General features: G+C 39.1%; 23 protein-coding genes. 3 read left to right on the top strand and 20 right to left on the bottom strand.

Translation table 11 applies throughout. From position 1 onward, the window contains the following. Positions 1-15: 15 nt before the first annotated feature. The 8 genes from HB912_RS03455 to HB912_RS03420 form a co-directional block, all read right to left on the bottom strand. On the bottom strand, positions 16-438 hold the full coding sequence (locus HB912_RS03455) for an Rrf2 family transcriptional regulator (protein WP_185372217.1): 423 nt from the start codon (positions 436-438) through the stop codon (positions 16-18). A 50-nt stretch (positions 439-488) separates the two neighbouring features. Then, the gene (locus HB912_RS03450) at positions 489-1,508 is read right to left on the bottom strand and encodes a glycosyltransferase family 2 protein (protein ID WP_185372216.1); all 1,020 of its coding nucleotides are present in this window, start codon (positions 1,506-1,508) and stop codon (positions 489-491) included. A gap of 12 nt (positions 1,509-1,520) precedes the next feature. Further along, positions 1,521-2,507, bottom strand: a complete 987-nt coding sequence (locus HB912_RS03445) for a glycosyltransferase family 2 protein (protein WP_185372215.1) — start codon at positions 2,505-2,507, stop codon at positions 1,521-1,523. Positions 2,508-2,627: 120 nt separating this feature from the next. Continuing rightward, positions 2,628-3,038, bottom strand: coding sequence for an Hsp20/alpha crystallin family protein (locus HB912_RS03440; protein WP_036072674.1), 411 nt, complete (start codon positions 3,036-3,038; stop codon positions 2,628-2,630). Between the two features lie 70 nt (positions 3,039-3,108). After that, positions 3,109-3,729, bottom strand: a complete 621-nt coding sequence (locus tag HB912_RS03435) for a GyrI-like domain-containing protein (RefSeq protein WP_244964409.1) — start codon at positions 3,727-3,729, stop codon at positions 3,109-3,111. Between the two features lies 1 nt (position 3,730). Next, on the bottom strand, positions 3,731-4,537 hold the full coding sequence (locus HB912_RS03430) for a MerR family transcriptional regulator (protein WP_185372213.1): 807 nt from the start codon (positions 4,535-4,537) through the stop codon (positions 3,731-3,733). Positions 4,538-4,698: 161 nt separating this feature from the next. Beyond that, positions 4,699-5,160, bottom strand: a complete 462-nt coding sequence (locus tag HB912_RS03425; RefSeq protein ID WP_185372212.1) for a threonine/serine exporter family protein — start codon at positions 5,158-5,160, stop codon at positions 4,699-4,701. Between the two features lie 17 nt (positions 5,161-5,177). Beyond that, positions 5,178-5,939 carry a threonine/serine exporter family protein gene (locus HB912_RS03420; RefSeq protein WP_036072683.1) on the bottom strand — a complete coding sequence of 254 codons (762 nt, stop codon included), beginning with the start codon at positions 5,937-5,939 and terminating at the stop codon, positions 5,178-5,180. A 157-nt stretch (positions 5,940-6,096) separates the two neighbouring features. Between HB912_RS03420 and HB912_RS03415 the strand changes: the two genes are divergently transcribed. Continuing rightward, the gene (locus tag HB912_RS03415) at positions 6,097-6,699 is read left to right on the top strand and encodes a YdeI/OmpD-associated family protein (RefSeq protein WP_185372211.1); all 603 of its coding nucleotides are present in this window, start codon (positions 6,097-6,099) and stop codon (positions 6,697-6,699) included. Positions 6,700-6,740: 41 nt separating this feature from the next. Here the strand turns inward: HB912_RS03415 and HB912_RS03410 are convergent, their stop codons facing one another. The 5 genes from HB912_RS03410 to HB912_RS03390 all read right to left on the bottom strand — a co-directional run bounded on the left by HB912_RS03410 (position 6,741) and on the right by HB912_RS03390 (position 13,006). Then, positions 6,741-8,291, bottom strand: a complete 1,551-nt coding sequence (locus HB912_RS03410) for a hydantoinase/oxoprolinase N-terminal domain-containing protein (RefSeq protein WP_185372210.1) — start codon at positions 8,289-8,291, stop codon at positions 6,741-6,743. After that, a complete protein-coding gene (locus tag HB912_RS03405) occupies positions 8,284-9,384 on the bottom strand; it encodes an S-methyl thiohydantoin desulfurase family protein (protein WP_185372209.1) in 1,101 nt (366 codons plus the stop codon). Before HB912_RS03405 ends, HB912_RS03410 begins: the two co-directional genes overlap by 8 nt. Positions 9,385-9,403: 19 nt before the next feature. Further along, complete coding sequence (locus tag HB912_RS03400; protein ID WP_425324765.1) at positions 9,404-10,681, bottom strand: cytosine permease; 1,278 nt, start codon at positions 10,679-10,681, stop codon at positions 9,404-9,406. Positions 10,682-10,811: 130 nt separating this feature from the next. Continuing rightward, the gene (locus tag HB912_RS03395; RefSeq protein ID WP_185372207.1) at positions 10,812-12,395 is read right to left on the bottom strand and encodes a PucR family transcriptional regulator; all 1,584 of its coding nucleotides are present in this window, start codon (positions 12,393-12,395) and stop codon (positions 10,812-10,814) included. Positions 12,396-12,589: 194 nt separating this feature from the next. Next, positions 12,590-13,006, bottom strand: coding sequence for a DUF6157 family protein (locus HB912_RS03390; protein WP_185372206.1), 417 nt, complete (start codon positions 13,004-13,006; stop codon positions 12,590-12,592). Positions 13,007-13,407: 401 nt separating this feature from the next. Here HB912_RS03390 and HB912_RS03385 point away from each other — a divergent pair, with 401 nt between their 5' ends. Then, complete coding sequence (locus tag HB912_RS03385; RefSeq protein ID WP_185372205.1) at positions 13,408-14,601, top strand: MFS transporter; 1,194 nt, start codon at positions 13,408-13,410, stop codon at positions 14,599-14,601. Between the two features lie 303 nt (positions 14,602-14,904). Here the strand turns inward: HB912_RS03385 and HB912_RS03380 are convergent, their stop codons facing one another. From HB912_RS03380 to HB912_RS03370, 3 genes are all read right to left on the bottom strand, one after another. Continuing rightward, positions 14,905-15,738, bottom strand: a complete 834-nt coding sequence (locus HB912_RS03380) for a phosphoenolpyruvate hydrolase family protein (RefSeq protein ID WP_185372204.1) — start codon at positions 15,736-15,738, stop codon at positions 14,905-14,907. 33 nt (positions 15,739-15,771) lie between these two features. Then, positions 15,772-16,959 carry a Tm-1-like ATP-binding domain-containing protein gene (locus tag HB912_RS03375; protein ID WP_185372203.1) on the bottom strand — a complete coding sequence of 396 codons (1,188 nt, stop codon included), beginning with the start codon at positions 16,957-16,959 and terminating at the stop codon, positions 15,772-15,774. A 120-nt stretch (positions 16,960-17,079) separates the two neighbouring features. Beyond that, positions 17,080-18,273, bottom strand: a complete 1,194-nt coding sequence (locus HB912_RS03370) for a phosphoenolpyruvate hydrolase family protein (RefSeq protein WP_185372202.1) — start codon at positions 18,271-18,273, stop codon at positions 17,080-17,082. A gap of 204 nt (positions 18,274-18,477) precedes the next feature. Here HB912_RS03370 and HB912_RS03365 point away from each other — a divergent pair, with 204 nt between their 5' ends. Next, positions 18,478-18,618 (top strand): hypothetical protein, encoded by a 141-nt coding sequence (locus tag HB912_RS03365; protein WP_185372201.1) that lies wholly within the window; start codon positions 18,478-18,480, stop codon positions 18,616-18,618. Between the two features lie 488 nt (positions 18,619-19,106). Here the strand turns inward: HB912_RS03365 and HB912_RS03360 are convergent, their stop codons facing one another. The 4 genes from HB912_RS03360 to HB912_RS03345 form a co-directional block, all read right to left on the bottom strand. Then, positions 19,107-19,625, bottom strand: a complete 519-nt coding sequence (locus HB912_RS03360; RefSeq protein WP_185372200.1) for a GrpB family protein — start codon at positions 19,623-19,625, stop codon at positions 19,107-19,109. Between the two features lie 123 nt (positions 19,626-19,748). After that, a complete protein-coding gene (locus HB912_RS03355) occupies positions 19,749-21,611 on the bottom strand; it encodes a GTP-binding protein (RefSeq protein ID WP_185372199.1) in 1,863 nt (620 codons plus the stop codon). A gap of 594 nt (positions 21,612-22,205) precedes the next feature. After that, positions 22,206-23,762: a glutamine-hydrolyzing GMP synthase gene (gene guaA / locus HB912_RS03350; protein ID WP_185372198.1), complete on the bottom strand. Its 1,557-nt coding sequence runs from the start codon at positions 23,760-23,762 to the stop codon at positions 22,206-22,208. Positions 23,763-23,907: 145 nt separating this feature from the next. After that, positions 23,908-24,216 carry a putative quinol monooxygenase gene (locus HB912_RS03345; protein ID WP_185372197.1) on the bottom strand — a complete coding sequence of 103 codons (309 nt, stop codon included), beginning with the start codon at positions 24,214-24,216 and terminating at the stop codon, positions 23,908-23,910. Positions 24,217-24,225: the final 9 nt, after the last annotated feature.

Below are 24,225 nucleotides of genomic sequence, written 5' to 3'. Positions count from 1 at the left end.
GATAGCAAGGCAAATCTAATTCGCCTTGCTTTCCATACTTGCACGAATATCTTGTAAACTTACCTTTTTTAATTCAGCTTCCATCTTTCGCTGCGCATTTAAAAAGGCATCATCAAGCGCATCTTGAATGTGAGCACCAACGAAACAATTTGGATTGGGATTTTGATGCATATCAAATAACTGCTTTTCCCCTTCCACAGCTCGGTACACTTCATAGAGCGAAATCTCTTTCGGATCACGCGTCAAATAAGTCACGCTAGCGCCAGGACTTGAATGAAGCAACCCAGCTTTCTTTAAAAGACTCATGATGCGCCGGATTACAACCGGGTTCGTTCCAACGCTCCCCGCGATCTCCTCAGAGGTTATTTGTTCGCCGCGATTTCGATCAACTAACGTCAAAATATGCACCGCGACACTAAAACGTGTTGAAATGGCCATTCCCTCACCTCTTTGTAACCATTATAGTTACAACTTGTTTCTTTGTCAAATTACTTGTTTTTAGAAGGAAAAGAAATTTTTCCAAAAGCCTTTTGCAAGAAGTAGAGTCGCCCTTGCCATTTAAAAGCACTTTGCCGGTCCGAAAGTAACGCCTCAAACATTTTACGTTTCCTTTTAGGTAGCCTTACTAAATCAGTTTTCAAATCAGCCTGCTCGATATAGCTTGAAACGAGCCCGCGAATTTCCTCATAATCTTCTTTAGGCGCGAGAAAAAGCCATTCGATCATTGAAAATAAGTCAATCGCTAGGAATTTATCTTTTTTTGCTTGGATGAGTTTTGTATCCGTCACTCCTTTAAAGGCTTGATCACAAACTCTTAAAGCATCCAGTCGATCCTTTACCATGCGAACATTGTTACGTTGTTGCGTAATAGATCCCGAAGATTCCCTTGAACGCCAGTAGTAGCCTATCGAGGCGAGTAAATTGACACGCTCAGCCTTTAAATAAGCAGGAATAACAACAGGAATATCTTCAAAAGTTTTTCCTACTGGAAAAGCAAACTGATTCTCATCCCAAAAGCTGCGTTTAAACAATTTATTCCAGCTCGTCGTATCATAAAGCAACTCGTTTGTTTCATGCAAATTCGTTCCAATTTTTGTTTCTTGCATAAAACGTTCATGAAGAACAGAAGGATAAACATCTTCGCCGCGAAGTCGGCTCACCCCGATCGTTACGATTTCTGCATCCGCTTGCTCAAGGCTTTTCACCATTCGTTCATACATCGTTCTGTCAATAACATCATCACTATCAACAAAAGCAAGATAAGTTCCTGTTGAAAGCTTCACGCCATCATTTCTCGCAGCTGACAACCCACCGTTTTCCTTCCGAATTACATGAAGAGAAGGATACTTTTGCTGCAACTGTTTTAACTTTTCACCCGTATCGTCCGTTGATCCGTCCTCCACAACAATCACTTCAAGATCTGGATAAGATTGATTCATCACAGAATCGATACAAGCATCAATATATTCGCTCACATTATAAGCGGGGATAATCACACTTACTTTCATGTTTTTCTCCTTTTAAAAGCCAGTTTTTTGGCGTCTTTTTTCAAACGGCACTTTCCAAACCCAATCCCCAAGTCGAACAAAGCCAGCGAGATAAAGACGTACCGCGATTTTCTTCAGTTTTGCCGTTAACCCGTGGCCAGAACTGTACCCGTTTTTTCTCCAGCGCGGGAACCTCTCTTCCAAAACTTGCTTCACCTCTCTCAGTGCTTCCCTACGCAATTTAATGGATTTGAGATCAATGATTTTTCGGAGCACCGTGCGATAAACAAGGTGTTCCATATAAAGCCATTCGAGTTCCTGTTCATTTCCAGTATAAATCTTCAACCGCTTCATCTCAGCTTCCACATGCTGAAGCATCAGGATGACTTCAAGAAATTTAAGATCCTGTTTGAGGTTCGACTGGGAATCCATGCGATCCGTCTGATAAAAATAGAGAGCTTCGTCAAGCTTCACAGGATTTTTTGCTCGTAAAACGACAGCCGGAATCATTCCCAAATCCTCGTACCAAGTCCCAAGTGGGAAACGAATATCCCGTAACAGCTGAGCGGCATAAAATTTGTTCCAAGGAACGCTTCCCGCATCTGTCAGCAAGTATCCAGAATTTCGAGGCACATATTGTTTTTTTCCTTCTTGGTTTACGTTATAAGAAGTAAATAAAACGAGATCAGCATGCGACTCCTCGGCCGTTTTCAGACAAACTTCAACTAAATTTTCCTGAATCCAATCATCGCTGTCTACCATCACAATATAATCCCCAGTTGCAAGATTTAACCCCGTATTCCGTGCTCCTGCTTGACCACTATTCAGTTGATGAATTTTTTTCACACGAGTATCTGTCAGCTGGTCTATCATTTCCCCAGAAGAATCCGTAGAACCATCGTCAATTAATAAAATTTCAAGATGCGGATACGTTTGATTCAAAATCGAATTAACACAGCGCATCAAATCTTTTTCTACATTATATACAGGCACAATCACACTGACTAATTTTTCTTTCATTTTCGAGCTCCTTTACGCAAAGAAATACGCTTCCCCTTAAGGATACCCGTTCTGAAAACTTTTGTCTATTGCAAACAAAAAAGCCACTGGAAGAAAATTCCAGCAGCTTTTAAGCATTCGTTATTTAATTTCAATTTTTGTATGGTCACTATTTTCTAATTTTGGAAGAACAATGCTTAAAACGCCATCCACAAAGTCTGCTTTCACTCCACTCGCATCTACATTTTGAAGTGCAAAGCTTCTGCTGATAGAGCCACTTGAACGTTCACGACGAATAAAGTTTCCCGCGTCATCTTTCACGTCCGCTTTCTTTTCACGTTGACCTTTAATTGTCAAAATACCATTTTCAAAATCAACGCGAATGTCTTCTTTGTTAAAACCTGGTAAATCCGCTTTCACTTGATAGTTTTCCTCAGTTTCTGAAATGTCGACATTCATTTGGCTTCCATTTAATAGGTTAACGTTTCCATCAAAGACAGATGGGAATAAGTCAAAGAAGTCGCTGTGATGCATTTGTGGTAAGTTCATCATCATTCATCACTCCTCATAACCTTCTTATTCTTACCTTACAATTCTATTGTAGCTCTATAGTCAGAAAAGGTCAAAGTTTTTGCTTCACAGCAAATCGAAGAACTGTTTTTAAATTTTCAGGTGCCGTTCTTCTGGGATCAGACAAATAAATCTCCTTATGATCCTTTGATACCCGTTCAAATCCTTTATCCGATGCGAACTGTTCCATTTGAGCAAAGCTCGCGGGTTCTGTATCATATGCGCCAAGATGTAGCATTTGAATTGAAGGTCCCTCAGTGAATTCTTCTAACCTCAACTTCTGAATTTGTTCGTTTGAAAGCTTCTTTTCAAGAAAGGGACTGATTTCATCGAACAATTTTTGGTTAACAAATTCCGGCTGTCGAATCATGATCTTATAAGCAAATAAAGATTTATCAAGTGGACCAGCATCTCGTTGTTTCGTTGTCCACTCTCCTTCAAGTGGATAAACGGTATACTCAAAATAACCTTCAGGAGTTAGCCCTTTTTTCGGTAGCATTCGAATCGTATAAGCAGCCGCATAAAGTGCAGCTACGTGCTCTTGAAAAGCTTTTTCATTAGGGTCCCCTTCGCCATCGATTGTCAGGTAACACATTTTCGGAACATCCAGAAAAACTGGCTGTTTCTTGGGCAAATAAAGTTCCTTTTCTTCTTTACGCCATTCATATTTCAACTTATTCATCTCTCCTTTTCACTTGAAAGCACGCTTCTGTAAGCCATTTTTCGGGGTCTTCTTCAGTTGCTTTCGATACGTGATAGATATTTAACATCGGTCCCGCAATTTCGTAGGGATTGGACTCGACCCATTTGGCAAAAGTTTCTGTTACGACTGCCATCTTTTCATAGGAACCACTAAAAGTAATACTTGCCACTAATTGTTCAGGCACTTTCTTAAAATTAAGGTTTTCTTCTGCATCAAGAATAACCGATTGCACTTCAACATCCGGCCAGTTCTCCAAGTAACTAGCATCATGGAAAATCGCACAGTCGAGCCGCTCTTTTGAAAAAGAAATTTTTTCTCTTGCTGCTTTTTGATAAAGTTTTTTCCAAAGGACTCCCTCATCATTATAGTTGGGGATTTTTTCGCGCAAACTAAGGACTCTTCGTTCTGGCAAAGTTTTCACTTTCACTAAGTAGTGCTGATTGTGCTTAAAATATGGCTTCGCTTCTTTTAAGCGTTTCATTTGTTCTTTTAGTTTTTCTGCTTCTTTTTTTAATGCTTGATAGCGATTTTCATAAAGCAAAAAAAGCGCTTGTTTTTCATCCGACTGCTCAAAAATCCACTTTATCTCCTTTAAGGAAAAACCCATGCTTTGTAATTCTCGAATACGTTCGACATCTTCTAGCTGACGAGCCTCATAATAACGATATCCTGTTGTTGCGTCAATTTTAACTGGTTTAATGAGAGCGAGCTTATCATAGTGTCGTAACATTCTAACGCTTATTTGTGCGAGTTTAGAAAAATCACCGATGCGAAACATACCTGCTTTTCTCTCCTTTGTTATCATTTTAAAGACTGACACTGTGGTAGAGTCAACTTAGAACTAACTTCCTAGGAAAAATTGTAGTGGGTCCAATTTCTTTAAGTATATCGTAGAATCCATCACTTGTAGATTGAGAGCTAGACAAAATAAAACTGCTCTCATCTGAAAGCAGTTTTAACTTGATTGATAATCGGTTTAAAAAGCAACAAAAATAAAATGTTCCCAATGATAATCCCGCATGCTAGGGCTACAGCTGAAGCAATAACATTAAAAAAGGTGGTTAAAGCAACATCCGCATGGTTCGTAAATAGTTCCTTGAAGACCTCATAAAAGGTGATCCCCGGAACAACTGGGACAAGTCCTGGTATAAAGTAAACTGTGGAGGGGTATTTGCGAATGTAGCTGTAGGCATAGCTCAATGTGCTTAAAATGAGGGAACAGCAAAAACTTGTGATGAAAACACCGAAACCGTTTGTGCTCATCATATAATATCCTAGCCAGCCCGCTCCGCCAACAATTCCTCCAGCAATAATTGTCTTATTCGGAATGCGACACAAAAAACCAAAAGCGCATGAAGCAATGAAACTGAAAATAAAATGATAGATCAGTTCGAAAAACATGAAAACTTCCCCTTTTCCTACGAATTAAACAACAAAATAACGAGAGCCACACCACATCCGAGAGCCGCTGCCACAAATAAACTCTCGAACAGCCGAATAATTCCCGAAATATAGTGTCGCGCAAGTAAGTCACGAATCGCATTTGTAATCCCAATCCCAGGAACAAGTGGAACGACTGTGCCGATCATCGTTAGGTTAATATCAGAGCCCATGAGCTGATGCACGAGATAGCCGAATAGGCCACCTATAAAAGTGGAAAGAAATTCAAAAATGAATGGATAATCGGCCATGTTCGTTAATTTTTGAAATACAAAGTATGCTAAAACACCGCCCGTAATGGCACTTGGAAGATCTGACCACCTGCCACCAAAAATCAAAACAATGGCACCACTTAACAGCGCAGTAAAAAAAAGCTGCTTCCACATGGCGTCACGGCTTGTATCCGCATCAACTTTTTCAAGGCGTTGTTTCATTTCTGGAAGAGTTGTTTTTCCTTCTGTGAAGTCACGTGAAATTTGATTGACTTGGACAACCTTTTCTAAGTTATATCCACGACTGTCAATTCGGAGAAAACTATTTTCTGCTAGATCGGTTCTTACGAAAACGCCCGAAAGTGTCACATAAGTATAATAGCTTTTAGAAGCCGTGCTCCCTAGGCTTTTTCGAATAATTCGTTCCATCGTATCTTCAACTCGGGCTGTCTCTGCTCCATTTTCAAGCAACAACTTACCCGTTAAAAGTGCAGTTTGAATAATAAATTTATCATCTTCCCTTTTCAAGCCGTCCGCTCCCTTCTCTCTTTACTTATTATAGGTGGGAAGAATGACTGGTGTCAAAGTAATTTTATAAAATAATTTAGTTATTATTTGTTAAATTTTTGAGAGTGACGTGCTATAATTATGAAAAATTATACAAGACCGAAATGGAGCGATAATGATGGCGAAAACCAAAGCTAATCCGCAAGTGGAAGATTATGTTCATGAAATACCAATTTGGCAAGAAGTAACAGAAAAGCTTCGAACGATTTTACTGGATATCGATGACGAAATAACGGAGGAATTTAAATGGCATAAACCTTGTTACAGCGTCAATCATAAAAATATTGTTTTGATTCAAGGATTTAAAGCTTACTGCGCGCTGTTATTTTTCAAAGGGTCTTTGCTAAAAGATCCCGAAAAAGTTCTTTTAGATGTGGGTGAAAATTCACGTGTTGGTAAACAGTTACGGTTTACGTCAAAAGAAGAAGTGGAAGAGCTTCGAAAAGTTATCCAAGCTTACGTGTTAGAAGCTATTCAAGTCGAAAAATCAGGCTTACAAGTGGAAAAGAAAGAAACAGCTAGTACCGTTAACATGCCAGAAGAATTTGCGGTAAAATTAAAAGAGGATCCCCGTTTAAAGACTGCTTTTGAGTCGCTCACGCCTGGACGCAGAAAAGCTTATCTATTTTATTTTGCTGGTGCGAAGCAAAGCAAAACACGTGAAGCTCGCATTGAAAAATTCATTCCACAGATTTTAGCTGGAAAAGGATTACGAGATTGAAGAAGCTAAAAAACCCGTTGCTATTTCTAGCAACGGGTTTTTTAGACTAAATCGCCAACGGCTTTAATTCGAAGACGAGTCGCATTATCTGGATGGTAAGCAAGCGGAATTTCTTCTACTTCCACAACTTCGATCGTTTCTACAACTGCGCCAGCAAGCCTTGCCTTTTCATAAGCTTTTTCCTCTGCATCTTGCAAAGCTTCTTCACGCGGTTTTTGTGAGTAAATATAAATTTGTTCGTATTCACCGCTTATTTGTGAAATTGAAGCTCCAATCGCGTTTGCAACAGCACCATGTTCATCTCGGATAATTTTGCGGACTCCTTTCAGCTGATCGGGGATAATCAAGCTACCACCGCCAACTAAAACAACCTCCACATCTCCTGAACTAGTTTTCATTTTATCAATAGCGACTTCTGTCATCTCTGCAATTTTTTGATAGGCTTTTTCAGCAAATTCAAGTGGAATTTGTTCGGCTTTCTTCCGGTCTCCGACGTTCGCATGTCCTAAACGAACTGCGATATCTGTAGCCGTAATCGTTTCTCCGCCAAAAACAAGTGCTTCTTCTGTAATCCGGTATCCCACACTATCTGGTCCAACCGTCACTTCGTCGCCATCACGTCGAACAATGCTTCCTCCGCCAAGCCCAATGGAGACGATATCCGGCATACGGAAATTCGTGCGAACTCCTCCAACTTCCACCGCAAGAGAAGATTCACGCGGAAAACCGCCAGCAAGCACACCAATATCGGATGTAGTTCCACCGACATCAAGTACTAAAACGTCTTTTAATCCAGCTAGGTAAGCTGCGCCTCGGATGCTATTTGTTGGGCCACAAGCAATTGTAAGAATTGGAAACTTCCTTGCATATTCAATAGACATAAGCGTGCCATCATTTTGACAAAGAAAAACTTCTGCCTGATGAATGCCCTCACTTTGTAGCGCTTTTTCAAATCCTCGACTGGTTGCTTCCATTACTTTAAATAGTCCAGCGTTTAAAATGCTGGCATTTTCACGTTCAAGCAATCCAATAGACCCTATGGTAGATGAAAGCGAAACTGGAATTTTTTCCCCCAGTTCTTCTCTAGCGATTTCTGCAACACGAAATTCCTCTTCATTTTTCAAAGATGAAAACACACCTACAACGGCAATGGCTTCCACCTTGTCTTTCCAGCTTTGAAGAATTTCTCGAATCTCTGGTTCTGAAAAAACAGAAAGCTCGCCACCATCAAACTCAAATCCACCTGAGGCCAGTTGATATATTCCAGAAAGCTTGTCAATCAGATCTTTTGGCCAAGCCGTATAGGGTAAAACAGAGGCCGTTGCTGGATAGCCAAGTCGAATAACAGCCACTCGTGCTAGTTTTTTTCGTTCTACAATCGCATTGGTGCACTGCGTTGTGCCAAGCATAGCATGAGAAACCTTTTCTCGCTCAATTCCTGCCTTTTCAAGGACTTGTTTTAATGCCTCGCGAATCCCCGTTTCAATATCTTCGCTAGTTGGAACTTTGGTACTTGTAACGAGTTCAAATTTTTCATTTAATACTACCGCATCTGTATTGGTTCCACCAACATCTATCCCTACTTTATACATGGACAGTCCCTCCTTTTGCCTGCGTTTTCTCAATCGGAATGAAGTCAAGGTCATAGCCGAAATAACGAGGTCCTACAGTTTCCAGTCCTTTTTCAGTTCGCCACTGCGGATTTGAAGGAAGACCTAACACATGGACACGCTTCCCGTATTTTAATGATTCAGTCGTCACCGGATGAAGGGTTTCAAGGTCCGTTAAGCAAATTAAATCGGGAGTCATCGCAATCACTTCCCCATTTTTTTGAGCGATCAAGTTCTCATTTTGGAAGTAAACTTTTATTTCATCTTGGGAATTTTCTGTTAACCCTTTAATAGTGACGCACCCCCGGTTAAATCCGCCTACCATATCACGCTCGACATCGACAATTTTTCCACTAAATAAATGGTAGCCATCCGTTGCTTCAAGTAGTTGATTCAATTTTTCTGCTTGATCTTGCTGTTTCGATTGAATGATTTGGCCAATTTTTTCTGATAAGCTAACGATGCCTCGAATCCCAGCTTGTTTAATATCTTTTCCACTACAAGGATAAAGCCCAACAGAACTGCTTGCTCCCATCTCAACTGTTGCAGCGCGCGCTAAGCGTTCCGTCCAGTTATTATCTTGCGTTTCAAGGATTTCAATATTTCCTTTTTCATCAGCAACTGCCATCGGGGTTGCGGAAACCCCGTGCAAATGGAATGTCACCATTTGAAGCTCAGGGAAAGCTCGACCCATGCCATCACAGTCGACAAGTGGAATCCCTAGTTGCGCAGCTACAACGATCGGAATCATGGAATTCACGCCCCCTGCTTCCATCGGAAAAGTCCCTGTCAACTCTTTTCCAATATAGCGCCCGAGCTTATCGAAAATTCGCAGGTATTCATCTCCTTTTGGAAATTTTTCAATCAAAACAGAGGGCGCACCCATGCTCGCTGCTGGGATAAAAAAGTCGTCATCTGCGATTTCATCTACCGAAAGTAGTTTCGCTGGACCATATTCTTTTAAAGCAGAAAGAGCCATCATTTTTCCAATATATGGATCACCCCCACCACCAGTTCCTAAAAACGCGGCACCTAAAGCAATGTCTTCAATGGCTTGTTCATCTAAATAACGCATCTAACTTCCTCCTATTCACTCAAAAATCTTCTTCTAATACATGTTTTTTTCGACTGTCCATCACTTTTTTTGCGACTAGATAAATCACAAAGGAAATAATACAGCCGATTAGGGGCTGGTTCGGAAACTGGGGAAGTTCTTTGAAGAAACTGAAAATAACTGGGATGCAGGCGATGACTGCACCAACAGACCAGGCTGTAACTCCCATCCAGTTTACCCCTTTTACTTCTTGCCATTTCGTTTTATCACCTTTTTGAATGACCCAATAAGAGGCAATCATAACACCTGCAACTGGAGGAACCATCGCGGATAACACATTCATAATCGGTACAAAATAATTTAAAATCCCAAACGCTGCTAAAATGGTTCCGAGAATGCCAGCACAAGCGACTGCGATTTTTTCCTTGCTTTTTGAAAAATTGAAGATATTACAAATGGCGATACCTCCTGAAAAAGCATTGACAGCATTCGTTGTCCACGTGGCAAGAACAAGGGCAACCACACCGATAACAGGTAGTCCAAGTTCCGTAAAGACAGCCGTGATATCTGCTGTTCCTGCTGTAATCGCTAAAACAGCTCCGACTAAAATCATAAAAATCCCAGAAGGTAAGATGCCAAGGATAGATGCTTTGACAATGTCACCACGTTTTTTCGTATACTGTGAATAGTCACCAGCGATGACCGCTCCAAGTGCAAATGAACCAACTGTGATCGAAAGTCCGCTGAAAAACGGCAAGTGTGTCGTTGGCTGATGTTGAAAGACTGGTGAAATGCCTCCCTTTAATGAAACAACAAGCGCGTAGAGACAGACAACGAGCAAAACGGGAACGGCAATATAATTTAACAAATTCAAAATTTTGATGCCATAAAGAGCGGAAACAAGCATGATAATACCCCAGACGATGGAAGAAAGCCAGACGGGGAAATCAATCTGATAGAGACTTAAAAACTGAGAGAAAGCCATTCCGCAAACATTTGCCTGGATACCAAACCAGCCGAGGCAACTAATCGCAAGGATGATGGAAATCAGTTTTTTTGAGCCTTGCTTGCCGAATACTTGACCAGCAGCTTTAACGGCTGGCATTTTTAAATCGCTTCCTTGGATTCCCTGAAAGATCATCAAAACAACGATGATGCCATGGCCGATTAGAGCGGTTAGGATCGCTTCCCAAAATGGCATGCCTGCAATCAGGGTCCCGCCGATCATCAAGCTCGGAATGCAAATCATTGCACCAGTCCAGACAAAAGCAAGACCCGTCCAAGATTGTGCTTGTTCTTGATTGTTTGTGTTTTGTATTGCCATAATTTTCTGCCTCCTTTTTAGTAATGCCTCCATTATACAAAAACTCAAAATTGAAGTAATTAGCAAAAAAGCAAAATAAAACGGACAATTCTTGTCAAAAGTGACAAAAATTATCCGTTTTGCATTAGTTTTTATAATTCTCACCTAAAATTCGCCAAACTGCTATAGCCTGATATACTTTGTAACTCTCAGGAATCTTAGTGACTGGAAACGCAAGGAGCTCATTCACTTTGTTGATCCGATACTTAATCGTATTCCGGTGCAAATAAAGTTTTTCTGCCGCTTTTCGGTAGCTAAGTTCAGCATCTAGCAAGAATGCCGCTAGAGTTACGAGTAATTCATCCTCATTATTTCCCGTAAGCATCAGTGGTTTTAATTGTTTAAGGGTTTCTGCCACCGCTACTTCCCCGCTATATACAATCTCTAAACAGTCTGCGACAAATTCAATTTCTTGATAGAAAAAAATCGTTTTTGATGGATAAACTTTTCGAGCCGCTGGTAAATAATTTTTTACGGTCATATAGGCTTCTTGAACTTCAACCGTACTTGTCGTGCCAAAGCATTTGATGAGTGACATGCTGATTCCCTGCTTCTCCATTTCAAAAGAGCACTCGGTAGCAAGTGATTCAAACTCATCTTGTTTCCTGCTTTTGTCCATAAGAACAACGATAAAATCATCATAAAAATCAATGAAAGAAACGTTGAAACAAGGTGCCACGGTTTGTTTTAAAAAATGCAAGACTTCGTTATTTTTTTGCAAGTCTTTAACAGCGATCAGCCACATATTTTGAATCGCAGAAACGTCGATATCAAACAATTTCCCGAGGCGACGCATTTTGACACTTTCGTTATTCATGATGGCTTTCATCAGTTCACGGGGACTCGCTTCTTGATAATTCTCGCCCCAAAGATTCATGAAGACCTGAACGACTTCATGAATCTGACTAGCCAAATTTTCAGTGAGCGTCGTTTGCTCTTTCATTAGGTACAGCGACATCGTTTGGTTCCCATTTTGCAGAATAGGGCGTTTCGTCTTCCAAATCTGCTGTTCTTGCACAATTTCTTCGTTTTTAATCGTTTGAATGTTCTCGCCTAAATCCAAGGTACTACTCCGCGGCCACGATACTGCATTGACAAGTTGTCCACTATTATCGGCGAGAGCGACAGAGGTTTTAGTCCGATCTGCAAGAATTTTAAGCATTGTGTCGACGCTTCGCTGATTTTCTGGTAGCATTGAAATCTGTTCTAAGAGTTTTCCAGAAAATTGCGTTTCATTCATTTCTTGCTTCACAATCGCCTCAACGACTTCATAAATGACCTCACTGTAGCGAAGGACGCGTTCGTTTTCCGGCATTACAATCAATGTGAAACCTAGTTCATCAGCGAGTTCAATCATTTTTTGGCTAACTTTGGGGAGATAAATTCCTACATAATATAAAATCAATCCGATCTCACCAGCACGCCGTAGCTTACGAATCATATTGCACTGTGCTTCTTCATTGTCTTTAATACTAATTAGACCAGAAATCACAATTTCATCGCCATAAAATTCATTATTATTAAACAATTCCGCCTCAAAAGCTTCCGTATCCGTATGTTCCAAAACGGAAATGGAAGAAACAAATCTTTCTAGACCCGATCGCCCTGCTACAACCTTAGCATTTTTTAAAGAAGGCAAGCACAGCAATTCACGAAGTTTCAGACTCATTCTAAGCACCTCCTCCTTAATAGTTTTTAGTATACCAGATAGCACCATTTTTTTGATAGTTTTTTTAGGACAAAAAAACAAAACCCAGCTATAAAATAAACGAATAGCTAAGTTTTGCCTCATTCACGACCATTCATTTTCTTTTGAAATGAAAACTAACTAAAAAAAGTTCTGTCAAGAAACACTTTGCTGTGTTATTCTTTTTTCTTGCGATTACTTCGCATTCCCTTCTTGATTATTAGCTTTTCATCTTGCGCTAGTTTTTGATAAGCTGGGGTTTCCATGCCATAAATCATGATATGCCCGTTTTCATCATAATGGATTCCGAATCCATATGTTTTAACCAGTGGCGAGGAGCGAAAGCAAGCATGGGGTTTAGCAAAAAAAGTCTCACGAGCCTCTATTTCTTCTTCACTGGTTGAAAAGCTCATTCCTTTTCGAATAACCTCACATTCAAACTGCACATCTGCTTCTGTTTTTTCATACGGATGCGTCATGATAATTTGATATTCAAGGTTTGCAATAGTTGGTTTTTCTTTCATAGGTGGCTTTACACCGGCGCCTGCCCTTGTATCCTCTGAAACTAGAATAAAAGTATTTTGATAACTCATTGCTTTTTCTCCTCCAGCTCTCAAATTTTAAAAAAATTCGGATTTGTAAGTTCAATAAATATAGACATTTTGGGCCACCAATCTTGGTTTAAAATAATTTATTAATATCAGCTTGTCTAACCATTATAAATGATTATTTTGTCTTAGTCATGTTTATCTCAATATCTTTTATTCTCAAATATTTACTTTATTAGTTACAGACTATCAAATTCGATATCTTCTTTTTCTAGTTTAGTTACCACATTTTTTAGATTCTATTCGTCTCCTTCTAGATTGTAATTAATGACAACGTTATCATTGTCATGGTACAGTTGATTAATATCTCTGTCAACCAAAAAAAGGAATTCACTAATCTAACTATTTATGCTATAGTGATCTAAACAACATTAGGAGATGACAACATGCGGATTAAATTTTCAGAAAAGATAAATAAAATTACATTTTTTTACTTAATTATTAGTTTTGCAATTAATTTCTTGCGTTTTATGTCTATACCTTTTCTCATGATTTATCTATCCAACAGGTTGACGATCTCTGTGGCATCCATTGGTTTTATTACCGGCATCCCATCTGCTATACAACTTTTGATCGGACTTTTCGCTGCAAATGTAATTGACCGGATTTCTTTTAAATGGGGAACTATTTTTTCACTTTTATTTCCAATGTTAGGAATTCTTGGTTATATTATTTTTACAAATTTTTATATGCTTATACTATCTGCAACTATAAGTGGCATAGGCTGGTCGATTTATAATCCGATTATCATGACTGCACTTAGTAACACAACGAAAACTGAACATATCGATAGCGTTATGAATATTAATTACTGGGCAACAAACCTTGGCGGTGTGTTAGGACCAATAGTTGGGGTGTTTATTGGTGCTGGAAATACACCTACACCTTTCATCATTTTTAGCGTTATCTTACTCCTTATTTCCATTGTAGCCTACATTATTGTTCCCCATGATTTAAAACCAAAAATTGATTCAAAAAAAACATCACCGCTTCATGATTTTCTTACGATTGTTAAGGATAGACGAGCAGTTTTACTATTTCTAGCCTTTTTCTGTATTTTCTTTGTCGAGGTTCAATATGAAACAAGCTTTTCGCTCTATTTAAAAAACCTGTTTGGATCAACAGGAGTCAAATTAGTTGCCGCAATGCTAAGTATCATGACTTTTACAATCATTATTGTTCAGCCTTTTATAACACTGATTAGTAAAAAAGTGAAAACCCCTCTCTTGCTATGCATCGGTGTCTTTTTCTACATAGGTGCTACTTGTCTGTTCTTTTTCTCTAAGATCACATTCTTGATTTTTGTATCTGCCGTTCTTTTTGCTCTTGGAGAAATTTTCATCACACCAAAACTCCAGGGCGTAACTGCAAAAATTGCACCGCCGCATTTACAAACCACTTATTTTTCTTTCGTTACCATGGGAGGAAATCTTGCTTATTTCTTAGGTCCACCTGTAGGTAACTTTTTACTAACAGCAAATAGTTTTTATCTCTTCACATTTATCCTTATCATGATCAGCACCTTACTTTTCAGTTCTTTTTTTTCTGTGAAAAACTTAGAACAGAGCTTGAACAAGTAACAAATAAAAAGTTAACTTAGGAATACATAATCAAATTCAAATCTAAGTAATTAAGTTTGTCTGCTGTAGGAAGCTTTTGGAAAACAACTCTAAATACCTCCTACTTTGCAAGTTTATTCTTAATTAGAGACTTCTCTTAGAAGTTCATTCAATGTGCTCTTCTTGCAGCAGCATAAAAACTCGCCATGCATAATGCATGGCGAGTTTTCAACAGTAGTTTATAGTAATGAGAAATCTGATGACCAAATATACAGCATGGATTGAATTTTAAATAGCTATCAGGTACGAATTAGAGTGAAAAAATCAGTTCTGTTTAATTGCTTTAAAGTTTTCTGTTTGGCTCTTAATTCCCTTTTCAGCTGCGAAGCGTTCGATGCTTGAAGCGCCGAAGAATCCATCAATGCCCGATGTGTGTTCAATAACGTATTTCGCATCTTCTGGTTCAGCGATTGGTCCCCCGTGACAAATAACTAAGATATCAGGGTTTACTTTGCGACCTGCTTGAATAATTTCTTCAATTTTTGTAACACAATCGTCCAGCGTAAGAGCTGTTTTAGCGCCAATAGTTCCTTTTGTTGTGAGTCCCATATGAGCTACTAAAATGTCAGCGCCTACTTCCGCCATTTTACGTGCTTGTTCCGGATCAAATACATAAGGTGTTGTGAGAAGATCTAATTCGTGTGCTTTTCGAATCATATCAACTTCGAGATCATAACCCATATTGGTTTCTTCTAAGTTTTGACGGAATGTCCCATCAATCAAGCCAACTGTTGGGAAATTTTGAACGCCGTTAAATCCTTGATCTTTTAATTGTTTTAAATAAACATCCATTACACGGAACGGATCTGTGCCGCAAACACCAGCTAAAACAGGCGTATGTTCAACGACAGGAAGCACTTCGCTCCCCATGTCCACAACGATTTGGTTCGCATCTCCATAAGAGAGTAGGCCTGCAAGAGAACCACGTCCGGCCATTCGGTAGCGTCCTGAATTGTAGATAATTAACATATCTGCGCCGCCAGCTTCACTGCTTTTAGCGGTAATACCTGTACCTGCTCCAACTCCAACTAAAATTTCTCCTTGTTTTATCCGTTTGCTAAAAGCCTCTAAAATTTCTTTTCTTGTTTGTTTATTCATTGTTTTTACCTTCCTTCTCTTCGATTAACGTGATCAATTTTTGTGCTGCAAATTCGCAAAAGTCTTATCATTAATAGCTTCTGGTCGCTGAACAATTTCAACAACTGGATTTGTGATTTGTTCTATTAAAGTTTGGAATAAAACTTTATCTTCTTTTTCTCCGTAGAAAGGTTCTCCCACTACATCTATGCCAGACACCCCTTTTTCTGGAATAATAAGTGTCGTATAAGCTTCTGCAAGGTTCAACTTTTCAGCAATTTTCTCGCCAAATTGTCGGTTTTCTTCCACTGTCGTGCGCATCAATGTAACTGTAGGATTATGTTTGTAAAGTTGACGTGTTTTAAACTTCTCTGGAACTGTATCATACGGTCCAAAATTCACCATATCCAGTGCTCCGACAGAAACAACTTGAGGCGTTTGCGTTATTGAGGCGGCTTCCAAACGATTTGGGCCAGCATTTAACACACCTCCAACTAACTCATCCGCCCATTCTGTCGTTGTTAAATCTAATACCCCGTGGAAAAAGCCGGACTGAATGAGTGATTCCATCGTTTTTCCGCCAATCCCAGTTGCATGAAAGACGAGCACTTCATAGCCTCGCTCTTCTAGATAGTTCCGTGCAAAGTTAACTGCTGGCGTCGTTACCCCAAACATAGAAGCAGCGATCAACGGCTTGTCGCTCGAGAATGGTTCGGCTTCAAACTTAAGCAAACCTGCCATGGCCAAAACAGCATTGTTAAAAATTTGAACAGAGATTTTGTTTAATCCAGCCACATCAACAATGGATGGGATTAAGATGAGATCGCTCGTGCCGATATACGGCGATGTATCTCCAGAAGCCACAGTGGAAACAATTATTTTGGGAACACCAATTGGAAGTTCTCGCATGCCTGGGGCAACTAGTGAAGTTCCCCCTGTCCCTCCAAATGATAAAACTCCATCAAACCGTCCTTCTTCATATAATTTAGGCACTATTTTTTTCACACCTAATGATAAAACTTCTGTGGCATGTGCACGATCTTTTCGTTCAGCTAAGGAATGAATATCACTTCCAGCAGCTTCAGCAACTTGTTGATTGGAAACATCTGGTTTGAATGCTGGTTCAAATACGCCAACGTGAATCGTTAAAACGTTTAATCCTAATTTTTCAATTTGCTTTTTTATATAACTGTATTCAGCGCCTTTAGTGTCAAAGGTCCCGATTAATGCAACTGTTTTCAAAGCAAAGTCCTCCTTCATCAGAAGTTTTTTACGGGCGCGTCCGTTAACTTACTACACTTTTATTATAGCGCTTTCAATATTTATGTAAACGTTTTTATGTTATAATAAATAGTCTTTATGTTAGGTGATTTGTCGTCGGTATTCTTTCGGAGACATCCCCATGTATTTCTTGAAAACTTTATTAAATTGGGCGTAGTCTTGATAATGGATCCCTAAGGCAATTTCTTTTAGGGAGCGTTTAGGATCTTGTCGCATCCATTCGACCGCCTTATTGAGGCGGAAGCGAATCAAATATTCAGTAAAGCTATACCCCACTTTTTCTTTAAAAAGCGTACTTAAATAACTGGGCGATAAATGAGCTACTTGCACGAGTTCTGCTAATTGGATCGGTTCGCTGTAGTTGGCTTCGACATATTTTTTGACAAATTCGACATAATCATAATGCTTTTCAATACCATCGAGCATTTGTGCGAGTAAACTCCCATCCGAGGTGATTTCTGATTTTTTGAAATCACGTGTTTGGTGGACAATGACCTCTTCAGAAGGAAGACGTTCGAAAGTAGATCCGCCAATGTAACCATCGAGTTCTGGAATATGGTTATACAGATAGCGAATATCGACAAGCGTTTTGACTGGACCTCCATAAACCATCTTGAAAACATTTTTGCGATTTTTAGGGATCCGCTCGAGCATGGCTTTTGTTTCTTCTATAGCGGCTTCAAGTGAAAGTACTTTTTGTGCCCCAAGTAAGCCGCCACTTGTAAGCCCCAGATGAATACAAATCACGTCAGCACCCGCTTGCGTCATCTTGCGAACTTGGTCAGCGTTAAAGACAAAAGCAATTGTAAATAAATCGGCTTGATGAGCAGCACGAATGGCCTCTACTTCTAGGTCATAGCGAGTCCCTTCTGCTTCCAAGGCTTCACGAAAAGCACCATCAATGAGACCAACAGATGGGTAATTATTAATGCCTGAAAATCCACTTTGTTTGATAGTTTGAATAAATTGCGGGATATCCATCGTTGGATCTGTTCCATTTAATCCGAAAATTACGGGAATTTTATGAATGAGGGGAATAATTTCGCGCATCGCAAAATCAAATACAAGCTGGTTACTATTAGCAAATGGTAAAAAGCCGGCAAGTGAACTCCGCCCCATTTGTCTGAAGCGACCAGAATTTAAAATTAATGTGAAGTCAGCGCCCCCTTGTTCGGCATAGCTAGCGGTCATCCCTGTTCCAGTTGCCACACCAAGTAGACGATGCCCTGAGCGGAGTTCGCGACGTAATTTTTTTAAGATTTCATTTCGTTCCATAAAGCAGTCCCCTACTTTCTTGTTAATAAAAAGCGTACTAAGAAAAGCTTACATGAGGTGCGAGAAGAAAGCAAACAAGCGGCCAATATCCAACACTTTTTATTGATTTTAGGTTATTACAACAACCTATAGACTCTAAGTTCTCTTTATGCTAAATTACATTGTTTTGCATAGTATATCTACATAAAAGGGAGGGAAAACACATTGGAGACAAAAAAGATTTTGCTATCGAATAATATTGTAGCTCTTAGCTTAGCAGGTGTGGCATGTGGAGATAGTAGCGCTTCTTTGAGTAGAAAAAAAGAGCAGTACAAGACGGGTAGCTCAAGAAAACAAAAAAGATGAGGTTTATTATTTTAAAGATGATGTTTTAAAAATTAACGACGCTACAATAAAACCGCTAGTTGCAGAAGTTGTATTTCTAAATTCAGAAAAGGGCATGGAAATTGCCACTTTAGTTCTCACCTATGACTATACGAATCAAAGCGATTATGCGATGACACCTGCTTAAGTATTTATGGACTGTTTTGAAGGCTTTCAAGAAACAGAAACTGATTTTGAAGAATTGGAATTCGTGATGATGCCATTAAAGTAAAAGTTTGATTCGCTTAACAAATCGGCTGATCAAAAAGTTAAGTCAGGCGCAACGGTTCGGTCTGCTATTGCCTTTGAAATTTTGGATATGGATACTCTCATTGATTGTTAGGCGAGGGGCTTGGACAAAGAACTTGAAAGTAAAATGTATCGATAAAAATAATATGGTTCCTTTTTCCGCTAGATTTAAAAAACCCTCCCTTTAGTTGATAAGGGAAGGCTTTTTGAATGATAGAAATTTAGCGAGTTTTCCAATGCCATTTAAGTGCTTCTTGTTCAACTTTTTTAACAAAATCATCTTTGCCGTCTCCATATCCTTCAATATCATTTGGATATTTAGCTGCGAGCTCGCTTTTTAGGTCCCCATATGCCGCACGCACTTGTGGATTCTGACGAAGATAATCTCTGAAAGATAAATGTCTTTCAATGTCTTGAACCTGATCGAACTGGAAAGCATGAATCTGGTGCGTTCGATTATCTCCACCTTTGCGGAAATACCTTCTTCCTTTTATTCCAAATTCCCCCATAACCTCATAACCAAGCTTTTCGAATGAAGTTGAGAAGGCATCCAACCTCTCAATATTGTTTACTACAAGTAAGATATCAATAATTGGTTTCGCTTTTAATCCCGGAATGGAAGTACTCCCAATATGAAAACTGCTTATCAAATCTTCTTGAAGCATCTCTTTAAGAGCCTGTTCTTCTTTCAAATACGTGGTTTCCCAGTTAGAGTCGTAATCAACTACTGTGATTTGCATGCTTCCCCTCCTCGCCTTTTTTGATCTCATTCTAGCTATTTTGAACATTACGCCATTATATAAAATTTCATTAACCTCGTCAATCGTTTTTCGTTGTACTAGTTTTCCAAAAGTGGTATTTAATCATTTTAAATCTTTAATCAATAAAGCCTTGATTCGGTCAATATTTCCTTGCGAATAGAGAGAATGATCATTTGTTTTTTTGTAACCCGCAAAATGATTTTTAAGATAGGCCGTCCCTTTAAACCATTCATTTAATTGACTTTCAAAAAACAAAAATTTTGAATGTAGCATCTTCGCTTGAATGACTACCTCGCTTTTTCTCTCCGTCATTTTTTCTATTTTTGCTTCGAGTTTCCCAAGTTCTGCAATTGCTCGACCACTATATTCTTTTTTTATAAATAATTCCATTGCTATTAAAGGCTCAACCACATCAGTGTTTGCATCTAGCAGCGCTTTATAAAGCGCATAAGGAGCAAGTTTACGAAATTCTGCCGGTGTACTTACTGGACTAAAAAAAGCTGCATCCGCTAAAGTAATGGTCATATCAGTTAACGGATAGCCATAAAGTCCCTCTGTCAAAGCTTGCTCGATCCCTTGATAAACAGCATGTTGAAAAGATTGTTTTAAATAGCCTTTACTTACAAGGCTAGAAAACTGGATACCCTGCCCCCAATTTGGCTGAATTTCAATGGTTATTGTTGCCCAATATGGATTAATAGGTTCTTGCATCACAAGTTCTCCGATTCCTTTTTTCTGAGGAATCTCTTGATAAAGGATAGTTGGTGGTTGCAGAATCAACGTTTCAAATGGATAAGCCCTGCGAAGCGTTTCTTCAATGACTTCTTTTTGAACTTTTCCATAAATACGGATGCTAATTTCTTCAGTTTTTTTATCTATTTTTAAACTCAACAAAGGATCTTCCTGGTTTAATTCTTCGAGCAGCGATAAAAGTGTCAAACGTTCTTCTTTTGAAATAGACAAAACGAGTTTCAAATTTGAAGGTGCAATCTCTGTTTTTCTTTTTACAGGTAACCCGATATAATCACCAATTTGAAAAGCAGGATCATTAGGGATCATAAAAATATCATTTTCTTCAATTATTTCAGCAGGTAAAAATACATTTTCTTGTAATGAAAATAAATGAGTAAGTTTGATAGATTCAGTAGAATTTAGTTGAACATGATCATTTCGATGAAGCGTTCCAGAAACAAGTTTCCAGTAAGTCTTCTTTTTTCTGTTAAAAAAATCTACTTTATACACATAAGCAGAAAGTTCAGCAGATTCATTCCATAAATAGCGGGAGCTCTCAGCAAAAAGATCTACCAATGAAGAAATCCCAACACCCGTCACTGCAGACCCATCAATTTGTGGATAGCATTTTTTCGAAAGAAATTGACTGAAAAATTCTTGTTTAAGCGTTGTATCCTCTATTCGTTCGCCTGTTAAATAATGTTCTAAAAGATTTTCATTTTTTTCGATTAAACTTTCCCAAGTTGCTTGTTCGTTTAATTTATCGTAAGCGATAACTTCTTTTGTCATTTTTTCATAAATTTCTTCTGTTATCTCTTTTACTTGAGCAGTTTCTAAATCTACTTTATTTAGAAAGAAAACAGTTGGAATGCCTACATCCGTTAAATAAGAGAATAACTTCCTCGTCTGCGGCTGCAATTGGTCATTACTTGCAATCACTAAAACTGCCAGATCAATTGCCTCTAGAGTTCGAACAACCTCAGCAAAAAAGTCTACATGACCTGGTGTGTCTAATAAATTAATTTTAATATCGTCCCATGTAAAGGAAACTGCAGCAGTCTTAATCGTAATCCCCCGCTCTTTTTCAAGATCGAGCGAATCTGTCATTGTGTTCCCATGCTTTATAGTTCCTTTTTGATAGTGTTTATTTGTAAATTCATACAAAGCTTCAGTTAGCGAAGTTTTTCCTGCATCTACATGAGCAAAAATACCAATATTAATGATTTTTTTCATACTAAAAAGACTTCTATGGATTTTTCGGTCAAACACCCTTATAAACCATAGAAGTCTTTTCACATCCTTATCTACGATTCAGGGTATTTCCAAATTTAGGCATAACAAAAAAACATGTAAGTTGACAGTTTTTTGTTTTATCCTAAAAAGAAATACCTCGAAGCATGTAGATCCACTCGCATTCATTTATTATTTACGTAAATTATACACTCTTTGTGGAGAAAAGCAAGATTATTATGAGAAAATGGAGTTTCCAATTCGAAACAACTTTGTAGATCCCTATCTAAAACTACAACGTGAGAAAACGATAGGATATAATTGGAATCCAAATTTCTGGCAGTCAATATAGTGCATAATATGCTTTATTCCAAGAAAAAATTTTATTGACTTTTCATATAACACAATAATTCTATTTGTGATATAGAAATAGTTAACCCGTCAGTAGTGAACTTCTAAGGGACTTCAAAGCAAAATAGTAATAATAATTTAGATAACTCGTCAAAAATTAATCTGTAGCTAATTTCTTAAATTGAGATGACAGTATGTAAAAAGAGCCGAAAAGCCTTTATCGTAGACTTCTCGACTCTTTTTTGGTCACTCCCACTCCACAGTAGCAGGTGGCTTACTCGTCACGTCATAAACAACGCGGTTCACGTGCTGCACTTCATTCACAATCCGCACAGAAATCTTCTCCAACACATCCCACGGAATCCGCGCCCAGTCAGCTGTCATACCATCGATACTCGTCACCGCACGAATCACAATTGTGTGATCGTAAGTCCGGCCGTCGCCCATAACACCTACACTACGAATGTTTGGAAGTGCCGTAAAGTATTGCCAAATCTCGCGGTCAAGCCCAGCTTCTTTGATTTCTTCGCGTAAAATATAGTCCGAGTCCCGCACAATTTCTAGTTTTTCCTCTGTCACTTCGCCTAGCACACGTATTCCAAGTCCAGGACCTGGGAACGGTTGCCGCCAAACGATTGCATCTGGCATGCCAAGTTCGGTTCCAAGCGCACGTACTTCGTCTTTGAATAGCGTATTGAGTGGTTCAATTAGTTTAAAACTCATATCTTCTGGAAGTCCACCAACATTATGATGCGACTTAATCGTTTGTGCTGTCGCTGTTCCACTTTCGATAATGTCTGTATAAAGTGTTCCTTGTGCTAGGAACTCAACACCATCAAGTTTCCCTGCTTCATCGTCAAAGACATAAATAAATTCGTTTCCGATAATTTTACGTTTTTGCTCAGGATCAGAAACGCCTTCTAGTTTCGATAGGAAGCGTTCCTTCGCATCCACTTTGATGATATTCATATTGAATTCGCCTTGAAGAGTTTCCATGACTTGATCCGCTTCCCCTTTACGAAGCAAACCGTGGTCAACAAAGATACACGTTAGTTGATCGCCAATGGCTTTATGAATTAACACGCCAACAACAGAAGAATCAACGCCGCCAGAAAGCGCAAGTAGCACTTTTTTGTCGCCAACGGTTTCACGGATTTTGTCAATTTCTACTTCAATAAAGTTTTCCATCGACCAGTCACCTTTACAACCACAAATGTTCAGCGCAAAGTTTTTCAATAGATCATTGCCGTATTCTGAGTGGCGAACTTCTGGGTGGAACTGCACGCCATACATCTTCCGGTTTTCATCTGCAATCGCCGCAATTGGACAAGACTTACTTGTTCCAACGACTTCAAAATCTTTCGGTGCATCAACAACAAGATCTCCGTGGCTCATCCAAACGGTTTGATCAGTTGGAATGCCCGCAAATAAATGGTTTGGAATTTCTAGATGAACGTTTGCTTTACCGTATTCACGATCTTTCGCAGGTTCTACTTTTCCATCAAAGTGAAGCGTCATCAGTTGCATCCCGTAGCAAATTCCAAGAATCGGGATCCCCATCTCGAAAAGTCCTTCATCACAGCGGAAAGCCCCTTCATCATACACACTGTTTGGTCCGCCAGAGAAGATGATTCCCTTCGGATTTAGTGCCTTCATTTCTTCCACCGTAATCGTGTGAGGATGAAGTTCACTGTAAACGCCAAATTCACGAATGCGTCGTGTTATCAATTGGTTGTACTGGCTTCCAAAATCCAGAACGATAATTTTTTCTTGTTCGGCAAATTCTTTCATCGTTTTTTCCAAAACCACCTTATCTATAAAATTAAGCCGAATAAAATCGGCTCACTCACTAACAAAGAAAAGGACAATTGCTTGCCCTTTTCATCCTTCTTTCATTTTAACGTCAACAGTTCGATCTTGCAACCCTGTTTGTGAATTTTCCAAGTCTCTAAAGTCCTTTTCCGCCTAAAAGATCTAGTTCTTTGTTGCGCTCTACTTCACGAATTAAAGGAGCCCCTCGTTCAATCACTGCTTTTACAGCTGGATTGTCAAGTGAAGCCCGGTGACGTCCTTCATCTGTCCAGAATTCCACTACAAAAACGGTATCTTCATCTTGTTCAGAAGTTCCAACGATGTATTCAAGACAAGCCGGAATCTCTTCCATAACGGCAGCCCCTTCTAACAAAATTTCTGCTAGTTCTTTTTGTTGTCCTGCATGCGCATGGAATGTTGTTATCAATCCATAACCTACCTTCATCTCTTTTCC

The sequence above is a fragment of the Listeria aquatica genome, from assembly GCF_014223975.1.
GTDB classification, from domain to species: Bacteria; Bacillota; Bacilli; order Lactobacillales; family Listeriaceae; genus Listeria; species Listeria aquatica.
The sequence above is the reverse complement of the archived record's forward strand: the minus strand, read 5'-3'. Positions and strand labels throughout refer to the sequence as shown.

Coding starts and splice junctions, on each gene's coding strand:
- HB912_RS03345 (WP_185372197.1), bottom strand. CDS start 24,216: ATGAAGGTAGGTTATGGATTGATAACAACATTCCATGCGCATGCAGGA.
- HB912_RS03425 (WP_185372212.1), bottom strand. CDS start 5,160: ATGTTTTTCGAACTGATCTATCATTTTATTTTCAGTTTCATTGCTTCA.
- HB912_RS03450 (WP_185372216.1), bottom strand. CDS start 1,508: ATGAAAGTAAGTGTGATTATCCCCGCTTATAATGTGAGCGAATATATT.
- HB912_RS03445 (WP_185372215.1), bottom strand. CDS start 2,507: ATGAAAGAAAAATTAGTCAGTGTGATTGTGCCTGTATATAATGTAGAA.
- HB912_RS03380 (WP_185372204.1), bottom strand. CDS start 15,738: ATGAATAAACAAACAAGAAAAGAAATTTTAGAGGCTTTTAGCAAACGG.
- HB912_RS03385 (WP_185372205.1), top strand. CDS start 13,408: ATGCGGATTAAATTTTCAGAAAAGATAAATAAAATTACATTTTTTTAC.
- HB912_RS03370 (WP_185372202.1), bottom strand. CDS start 18,273: ATGGAACGAAATGAAATCTTAAAAAAATTACGTCGCGAACTCCGCTCA.
- HB912_RS03355 (WP_185372199.1), bottom strand. CDS start 21,611: ATGAAAAAAATCATTAATATTGGTATTTTTGCTCATGTAGATGCAGGA.
- HB912_RS03360 (WP_185372200.1), bottom strand. CDS start 19,625: ATGCAAATCACAGTAGTTGATTACGACTCTAACTGGGAAACCACGTAT.
- HB912_RS03410 (WP_185372210.1), bottom strand. CDS start 8,291: ATGTATAAAGTAGGGATAGATGTTGGTGGAACCAATACAGATGCGGTA.
- HB912_RS03395 (WP_185372207.1), bottom strand. CDS start 12,395: ATGAGTCTGAAACTTCGTGAATTGCTGTGCTTGCCTTCTTTAAAAAAT.
- HB912_RS03430 (WP_185372213.1), bottom strand. CDS start 4,537: ATGTTTCGCATCGGTGATTTTTCTAAACTCGCACAAATAAGCGTTAGA.
- HB912_RS03405 (WP_185372209.1), bottom strand. CDS start 9,384: ATGCGTTATTTAGATGAACAAGCCATTGAAGACATTGCTTTAGGTGCC.
- HB912_RS03390 (WP_185372206.1), bottom strand. CDS start 13,006: ATGAGTTATCAAAATACTTTTATTCTAGTTTCAGAGGATACAAGGGCA.
- HB912_RS03415 (WP_185372211.1), top strand. CDS start 6,097: ATGGCGAAAACCAAAGCTAATCCGCAAGTGGAAGATTATGTTCATGAA.
- HB912_RS03455 (WP_185372217.1), bottom strand. CDS start 438: ATGGCCATTTCAACACGTTTTAGTGTCGCGGTGCATATTTTGACGTTA.
- HB912_RS03440 (WP_036072674.1), bottom strand. CDS start 3,038: ATGATGAACTTACCACAAATGCATCACAGCGACTTCTTTGACTTATTC.